Raw genomic sequence first — 19,394 nt, forward strand, 5'->3', positions numbered from 1 at the left:
ATAGCGGTGTGTCAGGCACCCTAGATGCTGACTGTTAAACAGCAATCGCGAGCAGGCTCACTCCTACAGGGAGTTGGGGCGATCAGGGAGACAGGCGCGCCGCGAGGTTTTCCTGTTGGAGAATATCGAACAACGCCTGCGCCGCCGCCGAGCGTTCATTCCCCGGTTCCGTCAGCACACCAATCGCCCGCTCCACTGAATCAATCAACGTCAGGCAATGCGCACCCAGTTCCTGCATCTGCTCGGCACACAACGCCGGCACCGCGCTCACCCCCAACCCACTGGCCACCATGCGTCCCACCGTCGCCAGTTGATGACTCTCAAACTCCACCGGCAATTTCATCCCGCGCGCCTGCAAGTGTTCTTCAAGCATCACTCGCACCGTCGACGGCCGCTGCAAGGTAATGAACGGCTCCTGCAACAACGTCTGCCAGTCAATCTCGGTACGCCCGGCCAGCGGCGAATCCTTCGGTACTACGGCGACGAAGCGATCCATATACAGAGGCGTGAACGTCATCGAGGTGTTCTGCATCGGCTCGAACGCCACGCCCAACTCGACCTGACGATCGCGCACCATCTCCAGCACTTGCTCGTTGATCACGTCGTTGACCGTGACGTTGACGTTCGGATAGCGCGCACGAAAGGTCTTGAGGATCGGCGGCAGCAAGTTGCCGGCAAACGACGGCATCGCCGCCAGCGTCACGCGCCCGCGTTGCAGGCTGAAGCGCTGGCGCATTTCGTCTTCGGCGTTGTCCCAGTCGGCGATCAGCCGTCGCGCCAGTGGCAGCAGCGATTCACCCTCCGGGGTCAGCGCGACGTTGCGTGTGTTGCGGCTGAACAGGCGCCCGCCCAAACCTTCTTCCAAGGCCTTGATGGTCAGGCTCAACGCCGATTGCGACAGGTGCAGCCGCTCGCAGGCCACGGCGAAACTGAGGCTCTGCGCCACCGCGAGAAAGGCGCGGATCTGCTTAATGGTCATAATAAAACCTCTGAGCATGAAACCCGGTCATGTAGGAGCTTCCGCAGGCTGCGATCTTTTGATGTTGATTTTTTAAGATCAAAAGATCGCAGCCTTCGGCAGCTCCTACAGGTCATCATCCATTTCGGTGATTTCGGCGATTTCGGCGATTTCGGCGATTTCGGCGATTTCGGCGATTTCGGCGATTTCGGCGATTTCGGCGATTTCGGCGATTTCGGTGATTTCGGTGATTTCGGTGATTTCGGTGATTTCGGTGATTATTGAGCTTTATCAATCAATCAACTTTAAAAATCAACTTAACAAATATATCCCCCAGCGCGACACTCCAACCATTCGGCTAGCCAGCCGCCCGCAAATAATAAAAGAGGTGCATATGGCAGGTTTCGACAAGCGCGTGAGTTCTTACGAGGAAGCCCTGGCCGGGCTTGAGGACGGCATGACCGTCATCGCCGGCGGCTTTGGTCTGTGCGGCATTCCGGAAAACCTGATCGCCGAGATCAAACGCAAGGGCACCCGCGACCTCACCGTCGTTTCCAACAACTGCGGCGTCGACGGTTTCGGCCTCGGCGTGCTGCTCACCGATCGCCAGATCAGCAAAGTCATCGCCTCCTACGTCGGCGAAAACAAACTCTTCGAAGAGCAACTGCTCAAAGGCGAAATCGAAGTCATCCTGACCCCGCAAGGCACCCTCGCTGAAAAAATGCGCGCGGGCGGCGCCGGCATTCCGGCTTTCTTCACCGCCACCGGCGTCGGCACTCCAGTTGCCGATGGCAAGGAAGTGCGTGAATTCAAGGGCCGCAAGTACCTGATGGAAGAATCCATCACCGGCGACTTCGCCATCGTCAAAGGCTGGAAAGCCGACCATTTCGGTAACGTCGTTTACCGTCACACCGCGCAGAACTTCAACCCGCTGGCCGCCACCGCCGGCAAAATCACTGTGGTCGAAGTCGAGGAAATCGTCGAACCCGGCGAGCTGGATCCGACGCAGATTCACACCCCGGGCATCTACGTCGATCGGGTCATTTGCGGCACGTTCGAAAAACGCATCGAACAGCGCACCATCCGCAAATAATTCAGGCTGACGGAGAATAAAAACATGGCACTTTCCCGCGAACAAATGGCTCAGCGCGTCGCCCGCGAAATGCAGGACGGCTTCTACGTGAACCTCGGCATCGGCATTCCGACCCTGGTCGCCAACTACATTCCTGAAGGCATGGAAGTCATGCTGCAATCGGAAAACGGCCTGCTCGGCATGGGCCCGTTTCCGACTGAAGAAACCATCGATGCCGACATGATCAACGCCGGCAAACAGACCGTGACGGCACGCATCGGCGCGTCGATTTTCAACTCCGCCGAATCCTTCGCGATGATCCGCGGTGGCCACGTCGACCTGACCGTGCTCGGCGCGTTCGAAGTCGACGTCGAAGGCAACATCGCGTCGTGGATGATCCCTGGCAAACTGGTCAAGGGCATGGGCGGCGCGATGGATTTGGTGGCGGGTGCCGACAACATCATCGTGATCATGACCCACGCCTCCAAGGACGGTGAGTCCAAGCTGCTGTCCAAATGCAGCCTGCCGCTGACCGGCGCCGGTTGCATCAAGCGTGTGCTGACCGACCTCGCCTATCTGGAAATCGAAAATGGCGCTTTTGTCCTCAAGGAACGCGCACCTGGCGTCAGCGTCGAGGAAATCGTCGCCAAAACCGCTGGTAAACTGATCGTCCCGGATCACGTACCGGAAATGCAGTTCGCTGCCGAGTGAGGAATTCGAAAATGCAAGACGTCGTCATTGTTGCCGCCACGCGTACCGCGATCGGCAGTTTTCAGGGTGCCCTGGCCAGCGTTTCTGCGGTGGATCTGGGCGCGGCGGTGATCCGCCAGTTGCTCGAACAAACCGGTCTGGACGGTGCGCAGGTTGATGAAGTGATCATGGGCCAGGTGTTGACCGCCGGCGCAGGTCAAAACCCCGCGCGTCAGTCGGCGATCAAGGCTGGCCTGCCACACGCGGTACCGGCGCTGACCCTGAACAAAGTCTGTGGCTCGGGCCTCAAGGCCCTGCACCTCGGCGCGCAAGCAATCCGTTGCGGCGACGCGGACGTGATCATCGCCGGCGGCCAGGAAAACATGAGCCTGTCCAACTATGTAATGCCGGGCGCCCGCACCGGTCTGCGCATGGGCCACGCGCAAATCGTCGACACCATGATCAGCGATGGTCTGTGGGATGCGTTCAACGATTACCACATGGGCATCACGGCCGAGAACCTCGTCGACAAGTACGAGATCAGCCGCGAGCAGCAAGACGCCTTCGCTGCCGCGTCTCAGCAGAAAGCTGCCGCTGCCATCGAGGCCGGCCGCTTTGTCGATGAAATCACGCCAATCCTGATTCCGCAGCGCAAAGGCGATCCGCTGGCGTTCAAGGTCGACGAGCAGCCACGCGGCGACACCACCGCTGAATCGCTGGCGAAACTGCGTCCGGCATTCAAAAAGGACGGCAGTGTCACCGCCGGCAACGCTTCGTCGTTGAACGACGGCGCGGCGGCAGTGATTTTGATGAGCGCGGAAAAAGCCAAAGCCTTGGGTTTGCCAGTACTGGCGAAAATCGCTGCTTACGCCAACGCCGGCGTTGACCCGGCGATCATGGGCATCGGCCCGGTGTCGGCAACCCGCCGCTGCCTGGACAAGGCTGGCTGGAACATCGACCAGCTCGACCTGATCGAGGCCAACGAAGCCTTCGCTGCACAATCGCTGGCGGTGGCCAAGGATCTGCAATGGGATCTGAGCAAGGTCAACGTCAACGGCGGCGCCATTGCGCTGGGCCACCCGATCGGCGCATCGGGCTGCCGTGTGCTGGTGACGCTGCTGCATGAAATGATCAAGCGTGATGCGAAAAAGGGTCTGGCGACCTTGTGCATTGGCGGCGGTCAAGGCGTGGCGCTGGCGCTGGAACGCGTGTAAGCAAGAGTTCAACGGCAGGCGGCGGATCCACGACATCCGTTGGTTGCTGGCAACAAAAACCCGGTGCAGCGTTGGTTGCACCGGGTCTTTTTTTGTCTGTTCGAAATGTTTGTTGAATGTTTTGACGCCATCGCGAGCAGGCTCACTCCTACAAGGGATTTGTGAACCCGATCCTGTAGGAGTGAGCCTGCTCGCGATGAGGCCAGCCCTGACACCACAAAACCTCAGCCAGCCAATTGCAGAATCAACCAGGCATTCGCCCCACTGATCACCGCAAACAACCCCCACGCCAACACCCGCGTCGGCCACCGATTCACAAACGGCCCCATCAGCTGTTTGTCATTGGTCATGCGAATCAGCGGATACAGCGCAAACGGCAGCTGCAAACTCAGCACCACCTGACTCATCACCAACAGTTTCCCCACCGCGTTATCGCCCATCAACCACACGCCGATAAACGCCGGAATCAGCGCCAGCCCGCGCGTGATCAAGCGCCGCTGCCAGCACGGAATCCGCAGATTGAGATAGCCCTCCATGATCACCTGCCCGGCGATGGTGCCGGTAAAGGTCGAACTCTGCCCCGACGCCAGCAGCGCCACGCCGAATAACACGCTGGCCAGCGCGCCACCGACCAGCGGGTCGAGCAAGTGATAGGCGTCCTGAATGTCGACCACGTCGGTATGTCCCGACTGGTGAAACGCCGCTGCCGCGAGAATCAGAATCGCCGCATTGACCAGCAACGCCAGCGCCAGCGAGCCGATGGTGTCGATGCGCGCCAGTTTCACCGCGTCCTGCTTGCTCGCCAGATCCTTGCCGATCATCCGCGTCTGCACGATCGAGGTGTGCAGGTAGAGGTTATGCGGCATCACCGTCGCACCGAGAATGCCGATTGCCAGGTACAGCGGCGCCGCGTCGCTGATCGCCGACAGCGAAGGTTTGAAACCTTGGAAGACGTCTGGCCAGTACGGTTTGATCAGCACCAGTTCAACGAAGAAACACACGCCGATAGTCGCGACCAGCACCAGCATGATCGCTTCCAGTCGGCGAAATCCACGGTTCTGCAGGGCCAGCACCAGCAGCGTGTCGAACGCGGTCAGGGCGATGCCGAAGGTCAGCGAACAACCGAGCAACAGGTGAAACGCCAGTGCGCATCCGAGCACTTCGGCGAGGTCGGTGGCGATGATAGAAATCTCCGCCAATATCCACTGCAAGCGTGCGGTCGGCGTGCTGTAGCGTTCGCGGGACAATTGCGCCAGATCGCGGCCGGTGGCGATGCCGAGGCGCGAACACAGGCATTGCACCACCATGCCCGCCAGACTCGCCAGCAACACCACGAACAACAGGCTGTAGCCGAAGCGCGAACCGGCCTCGATGGCCGTCGCCCAGTTGCCCGGATCCATGTAGCCGATCGACACCAATAGACCGGGGCCGGCGAAACGCAGTACGCGTTTGAAGAACGCTGCATTGGGATCAACCGCGACGCTGCCGGCCACTTCCGGCGGGCAAAACGGCGCGGTGGCGATTTTGGGCACACTGAATTTCACGCACACATCCAGAAACAAGTCGGAAAGACGCAGCTTAGACGTTTCAGCGGTTACGTTGAAGATCAAAAGATCGCACCTGTAGGAGCTGCCGCAGGCTGCGATCTTTTGATCTTCATCGACCCACGCCCAACAACTGCTCGCGCAATTCGGGACTGCGTGTGCGCGGATCCAGCCAGATGTCGAAAAACGCCCGGGCGAACTGCGGATCATCGACCTCATGCTGCAACTGTTGCCCGACAAAAAACCGTGCGCCCTGCCCCGGCAGATAAACGCCAGTAATGCGCGTACCGGCCTGCACATCGACGAAGGATTGCTGCATCTGAATCTGCCAACCGGCCAGCTGTGCAGGGCTGACGCTGGGCCCTCCGAGGCGTTTGATTTCGTCGACACTGGCCTTGACCAGATCATCGCGAGAAATGGTGCGGCGGTAGATCAGTTCCAGCGCGAAGGGCTGACCGTCCGCCAGCGGTCGCGCGGCACTCCACAATCGCGCGTTGTAGACATCGAAACCGAACACACTGAAATCACCGGTGCCGATGATTTGCGCACCGGGCACGGCGTCCTGCCAATTGGCCCAGGTCGGCGTGAGCAACAAGGCCCACAAGCCTATGCCGCAGCATCCACGTAACACCTTCGGTGTCCTGTTCATCGCGGCATCGACTCCGGCAAGCCCTGATAACCAGAGCATAGTCGGCTATCCGCTCAAGCACTTTGTATACAATTTTTGTACAACGATGCAGCAATCCGCGTTCGTCGATGCTAACGTGAGCGTCTCTCACTCGACGGAGCCACCTGCGTGCTGATCCTCAAACTGCTGCTGATTCCCGGTTTTCTCTTGCTGATCTCGCTGGCCGGCAAGCGTTGGGGGCCGAGCGTGGCCGGGTGGCTGTCGGGGTTGCCGGTGGTGGTCGGGCCGATTCTGTTTTTCCTCGCCATCGAACAGGGGCCGCAATTTGCCGCGCATTCGGCGGTGGCGGCGTTGTCGGCGATGTTCGCGATGATCGCTTTCTGCATTACCTATGCGCAGGTCGCGCAACGGGCGAACTGGCCATGGGCGCTGGCGATATCGATGACGGTCTGGGCTGTGTTGGCGCTGGTGCTGTCGCTGATTCCACCGTCGCTGCCGTTTTCGGTGGTGGCGGCGGCGGTTGCCCTGCTCGCCTCACCTTATTTGTTTCCTGACGCGCAGCCTGTGCTGAACGGTACGGCACCGAAGTCAGACAAGTTGATCTGGCGGATGATTGCCGGCGCGGCGTTGACGCTGGTGGTGACGATGCTTGCCAGCACCGTCGGTGAACGCTGGAGCGGTTTGCTCGCGGTGTTCCCGGTGCTCGGCAGTGTGATGGCGGTATTTTCCCAGCAGACGCGCGGGCCGGCGTTTACAGCGGCGTTGCTGCGCGCGACGGCGACGGGGATGTATTCGTTTTCGGCGTTTTGTCTGGTGTCGGCGCTGACGTTGCCGAGCATGGGCTTGAGTGGGTTTGCGGTGGGTGTGGCGGTTTCAGTGGCGATGTTGGGGGTGACCCGTAAATTGCTCGCAAAACCCGTTTCGACAAAACAACCCCAGACACAACGCTGACTGTGGCGAGGGAGCTTGCTCCCGCTGGCGTGCGCAGCGCGCCCATCTTTTTTACGACTGCTACGCAGCCGAGCGGGAGCAAGCTCCCTCGCCACAGGTGCATTGCCATCTCAAAACCATGTTCAGACGAGCCGGGCTGGAGTGCCAGGCCTCTGCATGGGATGATCGCCCGCCTAAGCGCGACCATCCCTTGGAGATTCGAATGTCACTGTTGAGCAAAAAAGCCGTTGTCCTTTTATTCGCGGCAGTCGCCGGCCTCGGCGCCATCAACGCTCAAGCGGCCAAGGCCAAAGAAACCGCCAGCGCCGAGAAAGTCTCGATGCTCGACGGCAAGTTCAGCTTCGTCCTGCCCAAAGGCTTCGTGGCCGACCCGTTGCCGACCAGCCCGACGGGCGCCAAGGGCACGATGTACACCAACCAGACGACGAAAACCGTGGTCATCGCCGCCGAAAACCTGATTCCCGAAGGCAACAACGTCAAGGACAACGACAGCGCGTTCCTCGACGGCACCGTGTCGGACTTCATCGACGCTCAGCGTAAGGCGCTGCCGGACTTCAACAAGCTCAGCGAGAAAAGTCTGACGCAGAAAGGCTCCGGCCTTGGCCTGCGTCAGGTCGACAGCACCGCCACTCAGGGCGGCGGCCAAACCCTCAACACCACGTTGATGGCCGGCTCCAGCACGCACATGGCGCTGGTTCAGGTAATTTCCCGGGTCAGCGACAAGGCCGGCCACGACAAGCTGATCAAAACCATCCTCAAGGATTGAGCTGCTGCAACCAGCCATTCAGATCCCGCAGTTCGGCCGCACTGATGCTGTGGCCAACGCCGGGATAGGCATGGAATTGCGGTTTGTAGTCGAGCTTCTCCAGCATGGCTTTGGCTTCGGTGCCGTCGTGATACGGCACACGATCATCGGCGGTACCGTGGCCGATGAAGATACTCAGCGGCAGCGGTTGTTGTTCGGCCTTCAGCTCGGTTTTTAACACCGGCAACAAGCGCCCGCTCAACGCGGCGATACCGCCAACAGCTGCCGGCGGTCGCAAGCCCACTTCGTAAGTCATCATCGCGCCCTGACTGAAACCGATCAGGTACACCTTGTCCGGGGTGGTGTGATATTTCTTCGCCGCTTGCGCGACAAAATCCCGCAGTTTCTGGCCGCTGACCTTCAGATCATCGGTCTCGCCGTTGTAGGCACCTTCGCCTTTCTTGCGAAACCATTGATAACGTCCTTCGCCCAACGACAACGGTGCCTGCACTGACAGGTAGTTGTATTGCGCTGGCAGCTGGAATTTCATGCCGATCAGATCAGCTTCGTTACTGCCGTAACCGTGCAGGAAAATCACCAGCGGACGCGGCTCGGCGTCAGCGTGAACCTGTTCGATGTACTTGAGCGGCAGATCGGATTGCAGCGTGGTTTGAGCCTGAACGGCGGTGGACGCCAGCAGGGTCAACAGAGCAAACGCCTTCAACATAGAGCCTTCCTTCACAGAGTGTCGGGTTCGGGGGTGAGCCTAACATTCCTCGGTGAGGATCCAAATGCAGTAGTGTTGCTGATGGCGCCTTCGCGAGCAGGCTCACTCCTACAGGGGGGACGCATTCCAAATGTAGGAGTGAGCCTGCTCGCGATGAGGCCAGAAGATTTACCGATGACCTTCAGTCGTTAGTCAATTTCCCGGTACGAAACGCTACCCGCCCCGCCACTTTCGCCTGCCATATCCCAGGCTCCGTATAACGCCCGCGATCAATCGCAAACAACACGCCACTGGTGCCGGCGCGGACGGTGGTCACGCGATCCTGCAACGGATCCACCACCTCAAACAGCGCATCGCCCTTCTCCACCCTTTCACCCGCATTGCGCAGGAAACTCACCACACCGTGATGCGGCGCGAACAGGTATTCGGTGCCTTCAAACGGCAGGCCTTCGCAACACTCGCTCGGCGCGGCCGGCCATTCGCCGCTGATGAACCCCTGCTCGGCAAGGAAACCCAGAATCGCCTCGCAATTGGTCTGGGCCTGGTCGACGCGAGTGTCGCCCATGCTGCCCAGCTCCAGCGTGGTCGCAAGGTTCGCAGCGGGAATCGCCGCGTCCGGGAAGGCCCGCGCCAAACGCAACCACGGCGTCGAACAGGATTCGTCAAACGAACTGCCGCCCGAGTCCTCACACAACAACGCTACGCCAGCCTTCAAACGAGCGGCCAGCGATTGCCACCGCGGCCAGTGTTGCGGCAACGCATAAAGGTGAATCGCCGCGTCGAAATCGCAGTGTAGATCGAGGGTGATGTCGGCATCGCAAGCGTGACGCAGCAGCAAGCGGTGCATCGCTTCCAGTTGCGAAGCCGGGGCTGGCAGCTCATCGAACACCTGAAGCATCGTCTGACGGATCAGCGCGACGTTGGCCTCGGCATCGGCGCCAAGACGCTCGCCGATCATCGCCGCGACCGGCGCGCTCAGTTCAACGAACGCGCGGTTGAAATTCTTGCCGCTGCCCAGCTCGAAGCGGCCCATGTGCGCGCCCTGCAGATGCTGGTCGAGCCCGATCGGGTTGGCCACCGGCACCAGTTCGATCACGCCTTGCAGGCGACCTTCTTGCTCAAGTTGGTTGAGACGTTGCTTGAGTTCCCACGCGGTGCGCATGCCCGGCAGTTCATCGGCGTGCAGGCTGGCCTGGATGTACACCTTGCGCGTGCCTGCGCCGTAGCGAAATACGCTGAGGGAGCGCTCGCTGCCCAAGTGGCTCCACGGCAGAACATGATCGATGCGTTGCATAGGAAAACTCCGATGTTTCTGTAGGAGCTGCCGCAGGCTGCGATCTTTTGATACTCAAAAACAAGATCAAAAGATCGCAGCCTGCGGCAGCTCCTACATTAGAAATGTGTGGTGCAGGATAAATCATGGGCGCAAAAAAAGTGGCCACCGCGCAAACGGGGCCACTTTTTTCTTACGGCGTATTAATGACCGTAAACATCAAAGTCGAAGTACTTGTCCTGGACTTTCTTGTATTCGCCATTGGCGCGGATTTCGGTGATGGCTTTGTTGAACTGCTCAGCCAGGGCGGTATCGCCCTTGCGCACGGCAATGCCAGCGCCGCCGCCGAAGTACTTGGCGTCTTCGTAGGTCGGGCCAACGAATTCAAAACCTTTGCCGGCGTCGGTTTTCAGGAAACCGTCGCTGAGGTTGACCGAGTCGGCCAGCATCGCGTCGAGACGACCAGAAACGATGTCGAGGTTGGCTTCCTGCTGCGAGCCGTAACGCACCAGGTCGATCCCGGCTGGCACCAGCACTTCAGTGGCGTAACGGTCATGGGTGCTGGCACGCAGCACGCCGACTTTCTTGCCTTTGAGCTCAGTTAGAGGGTCTTTGACACCGGAGCCTTCCTTCATCACGAAGCGGGCCGGGGTGTGGTAGTACTTGATGGTGAAATCGACGTTCTTCTTGCGGTCGTCGGTGATGGTCATCGACGACAGAATCGCGTCAATCTTCTTCACTTTCAGCGCCGGGATCAGGCCATCGAACTCTTGCTCGACCCACGTACATTTGACTTTCATCTGCGCGCACAGCGCATCGCCGATGTCCACGTCGAAACCGGTGAGTTTGCCGTCAGGGGTTTTCATCGAGAATGGCGGGTAACCGGCTTCGATACCGATGCGGATCGGTTTGGCGTCTTCGGCCACAGCGGTCAGGGACAACATCGACAGTGCCAGGGCACCGAACATCACTAGCTTCTTCATTTATAACTCCTGTGTGCGGAGGCTTTTATTGGCAGCTTTCGATTCAGCGTTCGGTCATGGCCATTTAGCAGCAAAAACCGAAGAGGCCGGCAGTCTATGGCGGCGCGCACAGGGTAAATTGTGTTTAAGCGACAAATACTTACAGAAGATCGGCGAGTCGATTGACCGAGGTCAAAGGCTGCGCCGTCGTGGTGCGGAGGCTGTAGGACAAGTCCTTTTTCAGAGCAGAAATCTCACAAATTCCCTGTAGGAGCTGCCGAAGGCTGCGATCTTTTGATCTGGTTTTTTTAGAAGCAGGATCAAAAGATCGCAGCCTTCGGCAGCTCCTACATTGGATGATTTAGCAGGCGCAGTTGATGGGGGTGTTGGCGGGGTGCGCCATGCTTAGTGCAAACCCTTCATCCAGCCAACCCGTCACGCCGCCGATCATTTCTTTGACCGGATAACCCAACGCCGCCAGTTTCACTGCGGCTTTATTGGCGCCGTTGCAATGCGGGCCGGCGCAATACACCACAAACAATGCGTTGCTCGGGTAGCTCGCCAACCCCTGAGCCGTCAGCAGCCGTGTCGGAATGTTGATCGCGCCCGGCACATGCCCGCGCTCAAAGGCCAGCGGCCCACGCACGTCGACCAGCACAAAATCGATCTCCCCCGCCTCCTGGCTGCTGAACACGTCGGAACAATCGGTTTCGAAGGTCAGACGGTTGCTGAAGTGCATCAAGGCAATCGCCGACGGGGCGGCAGGAATGTCGCGAACCAGGCTGGTCATGGGTATTGCTCCTACGTCTGATGGGGTGTGAACAGACTTTATCGAGCCGGCGCAAATCGCTACAGTGGCGCACAAGACACTCACCGGGAATTTTCCGCCAAATGCCTACTTCACCAGGACTAGTCGCGATTCTGGCCTACGACGGCCTCTGTACCTTCGAGTTCGGCATTGCCGTGGAGATTTTCGGACTGGCGCGGCCGGAGTTCGATTTCCCGTGGTACGAGCACGCGATTGCCGCCGTCGATCAAGGCCCGATGCGTGCAATGGGCGGGATTCAAGTGCTGGCCGATGGTGGCCTGGAACTGCTCGCCGAGGCGCGCACCATCATCATTCCCGGTTGGCGCGACCGCAATGCCGCGGTGCCGCCGGCCCTGATCGAGGCGTTGCGTCAGGCTCACGCACGCGGTGCGCGACTGCTGTCGATCTGTTCCGGCGTGTTTGTACTGGCGGCCACTCGCTTGCTCGATGGCCACGGCGCCACCACGCATTGGCGCTACACCACGGAACTGGCGCAGCGCTTTCCGGCGATCGACGTCGACCCGGACGTGCTTTACGTCGACTCCGGCCAGTTGATCACTTCGGCCGGCAGTGCAGCGGGAATCGATGCCTGCCTGCATCTGGTGGCGCGGGACTTTGGCACTCAGGTCGCCAATTCGGTGGCAAGAAGACTGGTGATGTCGCCGCAGCGCACCGGCGGTCAGGCGCAATTCATTCCAACGCCGGTCAGCGCAACGCCGCGCAATGATTTGTCACGGGTGATGCAATGGGCGCGCGAGCGTTTGCATGAGCCGCTGGAAGTGCGTGATCTGGCCAGCGAAGCGGCGATGAGTGAGCGCACGTTTCTGCGGCGTTTTACCGAGGCCAGTGGGCAGTCGCCGAAGGCGTGGTTGCAGCATGAACGGCTGGCGCGGGCGCGGGAGTTGCTTGAGAGTACGCCGCACAATACCGATCAGATTGCGTTGCGCTGCGGGTATCGCTCGGTGGAGAGTTTTCGGGTGGCGTTTCGCAGCGTGGTCGGGGTGCCGCCGTCGGTGTATCGGGAGCGGTTTGGGCATGGGGTCAATGCCAGTTCTTGAGGTGTTTTTGAATATGCCTTCGCGGGCAAGCCTTGCTCCTACAAGGATCACCGCGATCCCTTGTAGGAGCAAGGCTTGCCCGCGAAGAGGCCCGCCCGACCAGCGAAGACCTAAGGCTTGCGTAACAAATAGGTATCCATAATCCACCCATGCTCAGCCCGCGCCGCCTTGCGCACGCGCTCTATCTCGTCAGCCACTTCCCCCAACTTGCCGCTGATCAAAATCTCATCCGGCGTGCCCAGATAAGCGCCCCAGTAAATCTGCGTCTGCGGATCCGCCACATGATGGTAGGAATCTTCCGCATCAAGCATCACCACCAGACTGTCGGTGTCACTCACCTTCCCCGCCGCCAAACGCCGGCCAGTGGTGATTTCGATGGAGCGCCCGATGGTATTCAACGGCATCTTGTGCTGCGCCGCCAGCGCCTGAACGCTGGTGATCCCCGGAATCACCTCAAACTCGAACTCACAGCGGCCCTCGGCCAGAATCGATTGCAGAATACGCACGGTGCTGTCGTACAACGCCGGGTCGCCCCAGACGAGGAAACCGCCACATTGGCCGTCGGATAATTCTTCGTTGATCATCCGCTCGAAGGTCTGCTGCTTGGCCTGGTTCAAATCCACCACCGCCGAGGTGTAATCGACGTCGCCACGCTCGCGTTCCGGGCAATGCGCTTCGGCGAAGCGGTAGTCGGGGTCGTTGATGTAGCGATCACAGATCTCCCGGCGCAGGTCGATCAGCTTGTCCTTGCTCTGGCCCTTGTCCATCAGGAAGAACACGTCGACCTGATTCAGCGCTTTCACCGCTTGCATGGTGATGTAGTCGGGATTGCCGGCGCCGATGCCGATGACCAATAGTTGTTTCATCAAAATCTTTCCTCAAGATCAATACCCGGCAAACGCAAACGCCAGATACCGTTAAATCGTAATTCGACCGCCGCCAGCGGTTCGACGTCTATCGCGTTGAAGGCTGCGCCCTGCACCACCTGCATCAGCGCCGCGCGCACGATGTAGGGGTGAGTCACCGCGACGATATGGCCAGGCGTCGCTTTCAATTCGTCCAGCCATTTCGCCACGCGCGCAAAGACCTCAACCACCGATTCGCCGCCATGTGGTGCGGCACTCGGGTCTGCAAGCCAGGCTTGCAGCGCTTTGCCTTCCTTATGTTGCAGATCCTTGATCGACTGCCCCTGCCAGCGACCCCAATCGCAATCGCGCAGTGCCTCGTCGATCTGCGCGTTTGCGCCAAACCACGCAGCGGTCTGTTGTGTACGCAATTCCGGGGCACACAGCACACGGGACGCCGTGGCATATCGATCAGCCAGCAAGTCGGACGCCGCCAGCGGATTTTCAACAGGCTCGTTTGTAGGAAAACACGCCAATTTCTGTGCGACGGTTCGAGCATGGCAAATCAGAGTCAACCGGGTGGTTTGCACAGGGAATCACTCACTCGCAGGGTCTGAAATGGACTAATGCAATCTTCGCGGGCGGCAATTGTGCCGTAAACAGGGGCTTAGCGGGCAACTCGCTGTTCAGGCAGTGACGATCCGCATCAGCAAATATCGGTAATGTCTGACACAACAATGGGCAATGGACTACAAGCTCAGTCGACCACCGCGCAGCCCCTGTTACACGGGCGTTTCGTACCTGTTTCACAGCTTGGCCAACCCACGAAAAATTCGCTAGACATGTAACCTCAGTTACATAAATACTGTTTTGGCGAATTGTGAAACAAATTCGACAAACCCATCCAGCAGGAGCCCGGATGCCCCCTCTCAGAGACCTGATCACCGATCCCGGCCTGGATCTTACGCCGTCGGAGCGCAAAGTCGTTCGCGCCTTGCTCGATCAGTACCCGCGCAATGGTCTGGGGCCGATGGCACGTCTGGCCGATCATGCCGGCGTCAGTGATCCGACCATCGTCCGTCTGGTGAAAAAACTCGGGTTTGGCAGTTACGCCGAATTCCAAGATGCCCTTCTCAGCGACATGGATCATCGCCTGCGCTCACCGCGCACGCTGTTGCAGCCTCGCGCACAGCAAAACAAGGACGACGCCTGGAGCCATTACCTGGCCGACAGTCATCGTTTGCTGGTCGAAACCCAATCGCTGATCCAACCCGAAGACGTGCGCATCCTGACCGACTGGCTGCTCGACGCGCGGCATCAGGTGTATTGCTTTGGCGGCCGTTTCAGCAGCCTGATGGCGACTTACCTGCTCAATCACTTGCGTCTGCTGCGCCCCGGCTGCTTTGCGCTGGAAGACAACGCGCAATTGCCCGACAGGCTGTTCGACCTGCAACGTCAGGACGTCGTCCTGCTGTTTGACTATCGCCGCTATCAGACGCAAGCGCTGCGCGTGGCCACCGCCGCGAAAACCAACAACGCGCGGGTGGTGCTGTTCACCGACATTTATGCCTCGCCGCTGCGCGAACTGGCCGACTTGATCATCAGCGCCCCGGTCGAATCAGCCTCGCCGTTCGACACCATGGTGCCGGCGCTGGCCCAGGTCGAGGCGCTGATCGCCTGCCTGACCTTGCGCACTGACAACCTCGCCGATCGCCTGGACGGCATCGACGCTTTGCGCAACGACTTCGCCACCCACTTGCTGGAGGATAAATAAGGATGTTCAGCCTTCCCCACCGCTCGCCGCGGGACTTGCCGTTTGTCACCGACCATACCGCGCTGTTGCTGGTGGACATGCAGCGTGCCTGGCTCGAACCGCAGTTCGATCCGCACCTCAACGATCCGGACGCCGAGTACTTCCTGACCCGAACGCATATGCAGGTGGTGCCCAATCAACGCCGCTTGCTCAGTGCCTTTCGTGAAGCGCAGCAGAACGTGCTGCACACCATTATCGAAAGCCTCACCGCCGATGGTCGCGACCGTTCGCTCGACCACAAACTTTCGGACATGCACCTGCCCAAGGGCAGCGTGCAGGCGCGGATCATCGAAGACCTGACGCCGGTAGAAAACGAAATCGTTCTGCCAAAAACCTCGTCCGGCGTGTTCAACTCGACCAACATCGACTACGTGCTGCGCAACCTCGAAACCCGCCACCTGATCATCGCCGGCATCGTCACCGATCAATGTGTCGACATGGCCGTGCGCGATGCTGCCGATCGCGGTTATCTGGTCACGCTGGTCGAAGACGCCTGCGCCACTTACAGCGCCGAACGGCACAACGCCTGCCTGAACGCGATCAAAGGTTATTGCTGGATCACCGACACCCAAACCGTACTCGGCCGGTTGCAGGAGATGCAGCCATGAGTGCGCGCCTGACGCCGCTGCCGATGACCACCATCGTCACCACTGACTTGATCGGCATCACCCGTGGCCGCTCGTTTCCCACCGATGAGCTTGAGCATTATCAAGCGGCGGGTTGCGGCTGGGTGCCGGCCAACAGTGCGTTGACGCCACAGGACATCATCGCCTCGACCAATCCATGGGGCGCTTATGGCGACTTGCGGCTGATCCCGGATCTGAGCAGCCGCGTCACCGTCAGCAATGGCCCGGACGCGAGTGCGCCAGCGCTGGACTTCATTCACGGCGATATCCGCGAGACCGATGGTCGCCCGTGGGGCGCCTGCCCGCGCACGCTGCTGCGTGATGAAGTCGAACGTTATCGCGATGAGTTGGGCTTGCAGGTCAACGCCGCGTTTGAACACGAATTCAACCTTCACGCAGGTGTAGCCGAACACTTGGCGTTCTCCCTCGAAGCCCAGCGTCAAGGTGCCGAATTCGGTGGCTGGTTGCTTAGCGCCCTGCGTGCTGGCGGCGTCGAGCCGGAAATGTTCCTGCCCGAATACGGCAAGCATCAATACGAAATCACCTGCCGTCCGACGCTCGGCGTAGCGGCCGCAGACCGCGCGGTGAACGTGCGCGAGATCACCCGGGAGATCGCCCGGCAAATGGGCCTCGACCTGAGTTTCGCGCCGAAAACTGCGGCGGAAGCGGTGTGCAACGGCGTGCATCTGCACGTCAGTCTGCTCGATCTGGGCGGTCAGCCGATGCTGTACGACGCTGGTACAAGCAACGGTCTGTCGAGCATCGGTCAGCATTGGGCCGCAGGAATCCTGCACTACTTGCCAGCGCTGTGTGCGTTCACCGCGCCAACGCCGGTTTCGTATGAGCGTTTGCAGCCACATCACTGGAGCGCGTCCTACGCCTGCCTCGGCCAGCAAAATCGGGAAGCGGCGTTGCGCATCTGCCCGACCGTGACTCTCGGCGGCAAATCCGTGGCCCACCAGTTCAACCTCGAATTCCGCGCCATGGACGCCACTGCCTCGCCGCATCTGGCGATGGCCGCCTTGTTGATCGCCGGACGTTTGGGCATCGAACAGCGTCTGGCGCTGAACGCGATCACCGACGAAATTCCCGATTCACTCAACGATGAGCAACGCAAGGCAAGGGGCATTGTCGCCCTGCCCGCCTCGCTGGCCCAGGCACTGGACTGCCTGCGCGACAGTGCAGCTTTCAACGAATGGCTGCCAAAGCCGTTGCTCGACACATACCACGCCCTTAAAACCGAGGAACTGGCGCTGACGGAACAGCTCTCGCCCGCTGACCTGTGTGAGCACTATGCACGCCTGTACTGAATCCGCCGAGCTGGGGTTGTTTACCCGACCGGTCTACAACCTGAGCCGCGCCGACTCGACGCATCCTTTGATTCTGGTGTGCGAGCACGCCAGCCGCTACATCCCCGAAGCCCTGAACAATCTGGGCCTGGATGATGCCGCCGCGCGTGAACACATCGCCTGGGACATCGGTGCGCTGCAACTGGCCGAGCAATTGTCGGAACAACTTGGCGCAACGCTGTTGAGCGCAAACTATTCACGGTTGCTGATCGACCTGAATCGCCCACGCCATGCGCCGGACAGCATTCCGGCACAGAGCGAGATTTATCAGATTCCGGGTAACCGCGAGCTCGACGAAGCCACGCGCGAATACCGGCGTCAGACACTGTTCAAACCGTTTCATGCACGCTTGCAGACCTTGATCGATGAACGCGTTGCACAGGGGCAATCGGTGCGCGTGGTGGGGATCCACAGCTTCACCCCGGTGTATTACGGCCAGCCACGACCACTGGAAATTGGCGTGCTGTTCGGTCAAGCAAAGGAGTACGCGCAACGTCTGCTCGATGGCCTCGGCGAACATCCGCTGAAAGTCGCGGGCAATCAGCCGTACAAGATTGATCCACTGGGTGACATGACCGTGCCCGTACACGGCGATGCGCGGGGCCTCGACTCGGTACTGATCGAGGTGCGCAACGATTTGCTGCGCAGCCCCGAAGCCGTATCGCGCTGGGCCGGATACCTCGCGCCATTGCTGTAACGAAAGACCGCTGAAGCTGTAAACGATGGACCGACATAACAACTAAAACGACCGATTGGCTGACAAGGAGTTGCGCTTCATGGAAATTGAAGAATTCGGCTACAAGCAAGAGTTGAAACGGAGCCTGACGCTCACCGACCTGGTGGTGTACGGGATGATCTTCATGATCCCCATCGCCCCGTTCGGCGTGTATGGCTACGTTAACGCCGAGGCACCGGGGATGGTGCCGCTGGCGTACATCATTGGCATGGTGGCAATGCTGTTCACCGCGCTGAGCTACGGCAGTATGGCCAAGGCTTTTCCGATTGCCGGCTCGGTGTATTCCTACGCGCAACGCGGCCTCAATCAACACGTCGGCTTCATCGCGGGCTGGCTGATGCTGCTCGACTATCTACTGATTCCACCGCTGCTGTATGTGTACGCGGCGATGGCGCTCAATCATTTGTATCCGGACATTCCGAAAGTCGGCTTCATTCTGGCGTTCCTGGTCAGCGCGACGTTCGTCAACCTGCGCGGCATCACTTTCACGGCGCGGATGAACATCATTTTTCTGCTGGCACAGTTGGTCGTGCTGGGCATTTTCCTGTTCTACGCGTGGACGGCCCTGCACAACGGTGGCGGTAATGGCGAGCTGACCTTGGCGCCGCTGTACAACCCGGAAACCTTCAACTTCGCCCTGCTGATGCAAGCGGTGTCGATTGCCGTGCTGTCGTTCCTCGGCTTCGACGCGATCTCGACGCTCGCCGAGGAAATCAAAGGTGATCCGGGCAAAAGCGTCGGCAAAGCCGCACTGATCACGCTGATCGTGATGGGGGTGATTTTCGTCGCGCAAACCTGGATTGCCACCGATCTGGCAGCCGGTATGGGCTTCAAATCCGCCGACACCGCATTCTATGAAATCGCCGAAATCGCCGCTGGCAGCTGGCTGGCAACCGTCACCGGCGTAGCGACTGCATTGGCGTGGGGCGTTGCTGTAGCGATCACTTCGCAAGCCGCCGTGTCGCGTCTGCTGTTTGGCATGGCCCGCGACGGCAAACTGCCGAAAGTGCTGGCCAAGGTGCACCCGAAACACAACACGCCGTACTTGAGTATCTATCTGGTCGCGGTGCTGTCGCTGCTGATCTGCTACCTGTTCATCAATTCGGTCGACACCCTGACCTCGCTGGTCAACTTCGGCGCACTCAGCGGTTTCATGCTGCTGCACCTGACGGTGATCAACTACTACTGGCGTCGGCAGAAATCCGGCCAGGTTATCCGCCACCTGATCTGCCCGGTGATCGGCTTCATCATCGTCGCGGCCATCATGTACAACATGGGCGTCGATGCACAAAAACTCGGCCTGATCTGGATCGCGCTGGGGCTGGTGTACCTGTTCTTTCTCAACAAGCTCGGCGCCAGCACCGCACTGCCCGATCCGAGCAATGGCTGACATAA

The 19,394-nt window shown here is 59.7% G+C and carries 21 protein-coding genes; 12 read left to right on the forward strand and 9 right to left on the reverse strand.

Features of this window, described 5'->3' with window-relative positions:
- Positions 1–82: 82 nt before the first annotated feature.
- On the reverse strand, positions 83–979 hold the full coding sequence (locus ACIP66_RS10490; protein WP_400647734.1) for a LysR substrate-binding domain-containing protein: 897 nt from the start codon (positions 977–979) through the stop codon (positions 83–85).
- On the opposite strand from ACIP66_RS10490, the gene ACIP66_RS10495 reads away from it, so the two are divergent.
- From ACIP66_RS10495 to ACIP66_RS10510, 4 genes are all read left to right on the forward strand, one after another.
- Positions 902–1,243, forward strand: coding sequence for a hypothetical protein (locus ACIP66_RS10495; protein ID WP_400647802.1), 342 nt, complete (start codon positions 902–904; stop codon positions 1,241–1,243). The two genes, ACIP66_RS10490 and ACIP66_RS10495, sit on opposite strands and share 78 nt — an antisense overlap.
- A 109-nt stretch (positions 1,244–1,352) precedes the next feature.
- A complete protein-coding gene (locus ACIP66_RS10500; protein WP_053119263.1) occupies positions 1,353–2,051 on the forward strand; it encodes a CoA transferase subunit A in 699 nt (232 codons plus the stop codon).
- Between the two features lie 24 nt (positions 2,052–2,075).
- Positions 2,076–2,741 (forward strand): CoA transferase subunit B, encoded by a 666-nt coding sequence (locus ACIP66_RS10505; RefSeq protein ID WP_008082425.1) that lies wholly within the window; start codon positions 2,076–2,078, stop codon positions 2,739–2,741.
- Between the two features lie 11 nt (positions 2,742–2,752).
- Positions 2,753–3,934, forward strand: a complete 1,182-nt coding sequence (locus ACIP66_RS10510; protein ID WP_400647735.1) for an acetyl-CoA C-acetyltransferase — start codon at positions 2,753–2,755, stop codon at positions 3,932–3,934.
- Between the two features lie 224 nt (positions 3,935–4,158).
- Here ACIP66_RS10510 and ACIP66_RS10515 read toward each other — a convergent pair whose 3' ends face one another.
- Together ACIP66_RS10515 and ACIP66_RS10520 are read right to left on the reverse strand one after the other, a co-directional pair.
- Entirely contained in the window at positions 4,159–5,478 is a 1,320-nt protein-coding gene (locus ACIP66_RS10515; RefSeq protein ID WP_400647737.1) for an Nramp family divalent metal transporter, read from the reverse strand.
- Positions 5,479–5,590: 112 nt separating this feature from the next.
- Complete coding sequence (locus ACIP66_RS10520; protein ID WP_400647738.1) at positions 5,591–6,127, reverse strand: chalcone isomerase family protein; 537 nt, start codon at positions 6,125–6,127, stop codon at positions 5,591–5,593.
- 147 nt (positions 6,128–6,274) lie between these two features.
- On the opposite strand from ACIP66_RS10520, the gene ACIP66_RS10525 reads away from it, so the two are divergent.
- Together ACIP66_RS10525 and ACIP66_RS10530 are read left to right on the forward strand one after the other, a co-directional pair.
- Complete coding sequence (locus ACIP66_RS10525) at positions 6,275–7,057, forward strand: hypothetical protein (protein ID WP_159812469.1); 783 nt, start codon at positions 6,275–6,277, stop codon at positions 7,055–7,057.
- 202 nt (positions 7,058–7,259) lie between these two features.
- Positions 7,260–7,823, forward strand: a complete 564-nt coding sequence (locus ACIP66_RS10530; RefSeq protein ID WP_400647740.1) for a hypothetical protein — start codon at positions 7,260–7,262, stop codon at positions 7,821–7,823.
- Here the strand turns inward: ACIP66_RS10530 and ACIP66_RS10535 are convergent.
- The 4 genes from ACIP66_RS10535 to ACIP66_RS10550 all read right to left on the reverse strand — a co-directional run bounded on the left by ACIP66_RS10535 (position 7,813) and on the right by ACIP66_RS10550 (position 11,554).
- The gene (locus tag ACIP66_RS10535) at positions 7,813–8,529 is read right to left on the reverse strand and encodes an alpha/beta hydrolase (protein ID WP_400647741.1); all 717 of its coding nucleotides are present in this window, start codon (positions 8,527–8,529) and stop codon (positions 7,813–7,815) included. The genes ACIP66_RS10530 and ACIP66_RS10535 overlap by 11 nt on opposite strands.
- A gap of 181 nt (positions 8,530–8,710) precedes the next feature.
- Complete coding sequence (locus ACIP66_RS10540) at positions 8,711–9,823, reverse strand: succinylglutamate desuccinylase/aspartoacylase family protein (RefSeq protein WP_400647743.1); 1,113 nt, start codon at positions 9,821–9,823, stop codon at positions 8,711–8,713.
- A gap of 182 nt (positions 9,824–10,005) precedes the next feature.
- Positions 10,006–10,785: an ABC transporter substrate-binding protein gene (locus ACIP66_RS10545; RefSeq protein WP_053119245.1), complete on the reverse strand. Its 780-nt coding sequence runs from the start codon at positions 10,783–10,785 to the stop codon at positions 10,006–10,008.
- A gap of 340 nt (positions 10,786–11,125) precedes the next feature.
- Positions 11,126–11,554, reverse strand: coding sequence for a rhodanese-like domain-containing protein (locus tag ACIP66_RS10550; RefSeq protein ID WP_400647746.1), 429 nt, complete (start codon positions 11,552–11,554; stop codon positions 11,126–11,128).
- Between the two features lie 101 nt (positions 11,555–11,655).
- Here ACIP66_RS10550 and ftrA point away from each other — a divergent pair, with 101 nt between their 5' ends.
- Positions 11,656–12,630: a transcriptional regulator FtrA gene (gene ftrA / locus ACIP66_RS10555; RefSeq protein ID WP_400647749.1), complete on the forward strand. Its 975-nt coding sequence runs from the start codon at positions 11,656–11,658 to the stop codon at positions 12,628–12,630.
- A gap of 110 nt (positions 12,631–12,740) precedes the next feature.
- Here the strand turns inward: ftrA and cobF are convergent, their stop codons facing one another.
- Both cobF and ACIP66_RS10565 read right to left on the reverse strand, forming a co-directional pair.
- Positions 12,741–13,496 carry a precorrin-6A synthase (deacetylating) gene (gene cobF / locus ACIP66_RS10560; RefSeq protein ID WP_400647752.1) on the reverse strand — a complete coding sequence of 252 codons (756 nt, stop codon included), beginning with the start codon at positions 13,494–13,496 and terminating at the stop codon, positions 12,741–12,743.
- Positions 13,496–14,065 (reverse strand): histidine phosphatase family protein, encoded by a 570-nt coding sequence (locus ACIP66_RS10565; RefSeq protein WP_400647754.1) that lies wholly within the window; start codon positions 14,063–14,065, stop codon positions 13,496–13,498. The genes cobF and ACIP66_RS10565 overlap by 1 nt, the downstream gene beginning before the upstream one ends.
- A gap of 329 nt (positions 14,066–14,394) precedes the next feature.
- On the opposite strand from ACIP66_RS10565, the gene ACIP66_RS10570 reads away from it, so the two are divergent.
- The 5 genes from ACIP66_RS10570 to ACIP66_RS10590 all read left to right on the forward strand — a co-directional run bounded on the left by ACIP66_RS10570 (position 14,395) and on the right by ACIP66_RS10590 (position 19,389).
- A complete protein-coding gene (locus ACIP66_RS10570; RefSeq protein ID WP_053119235.1) occupies positions 14,395–15,249 on the forward strand; it encodes a MurR/RpiR family transcriptional regulator in 855 nt (284 codons plus the stop codon).
- A 2-nt stretch (positions 15,250–15,251) separates the two neighbouring features.
- Positions 15,252–15,896, forward strand: coding sequence for an isochorismatase family cysteine hydrolase (locus ACIP66_RS10575; protein WP_400647757.1), 645 nt, complete (start codon positions 15,252–15,254; stop codon positions 15,894–15,896).
- Complete coding sequence (locus ACIP66_RS10580; protein WP_400647759.1) at positions 15,893–17,224, forward strand: glutamine synthetase; 1,332 nt, start codon at positions 15,893–15,895, stop codon at positions 17,222–17,224. Before ACIP66_RS10575 ends, ACIP66_RS10580 begins: the two co-directional genes overlap by 4 nt.
- Positions 17,208–17,960, forward strand: a complete 753-nt coding sequence (locus ACIP66_RS10585) for an N-formylglutamate amidohydrolase (protein ID WP_400647762.1) — start codon at positions 17,208–17,210, stop codon at positions 17,958–17,960. Before ACIP66_RS10580 ends, ACIP66_RS10585 begins: the two co-directional genes overlap by 17 nt.
- Positions 17,961–18,039: 79 nt before the next feature.
- Positions 18,040–19,389 (forward strand): APC family permease, encoded by a 1,350-nt coding sequence (locus ACIP66_RS10590; protein WP_159812482.1) that lies wholly within the window; start codon positions 18,040–18,042, stop codon positions 19,387–19,389.
- Positions 19,390–19,394: the final 5 nt, after the last annotated feature.

Origin of the sequence: Pseudomonas sp. NPDC088429 (genome assembly GCF_044753305.1) — a bacterium.
Taxonomy (GTDB): Bacteria; Pseudomonadota; Gammaproteobacteria; order Pseudomonadales; family Pseudomonadaceae; genus Aquipseudomonas; species Aquipseudomonas rustica.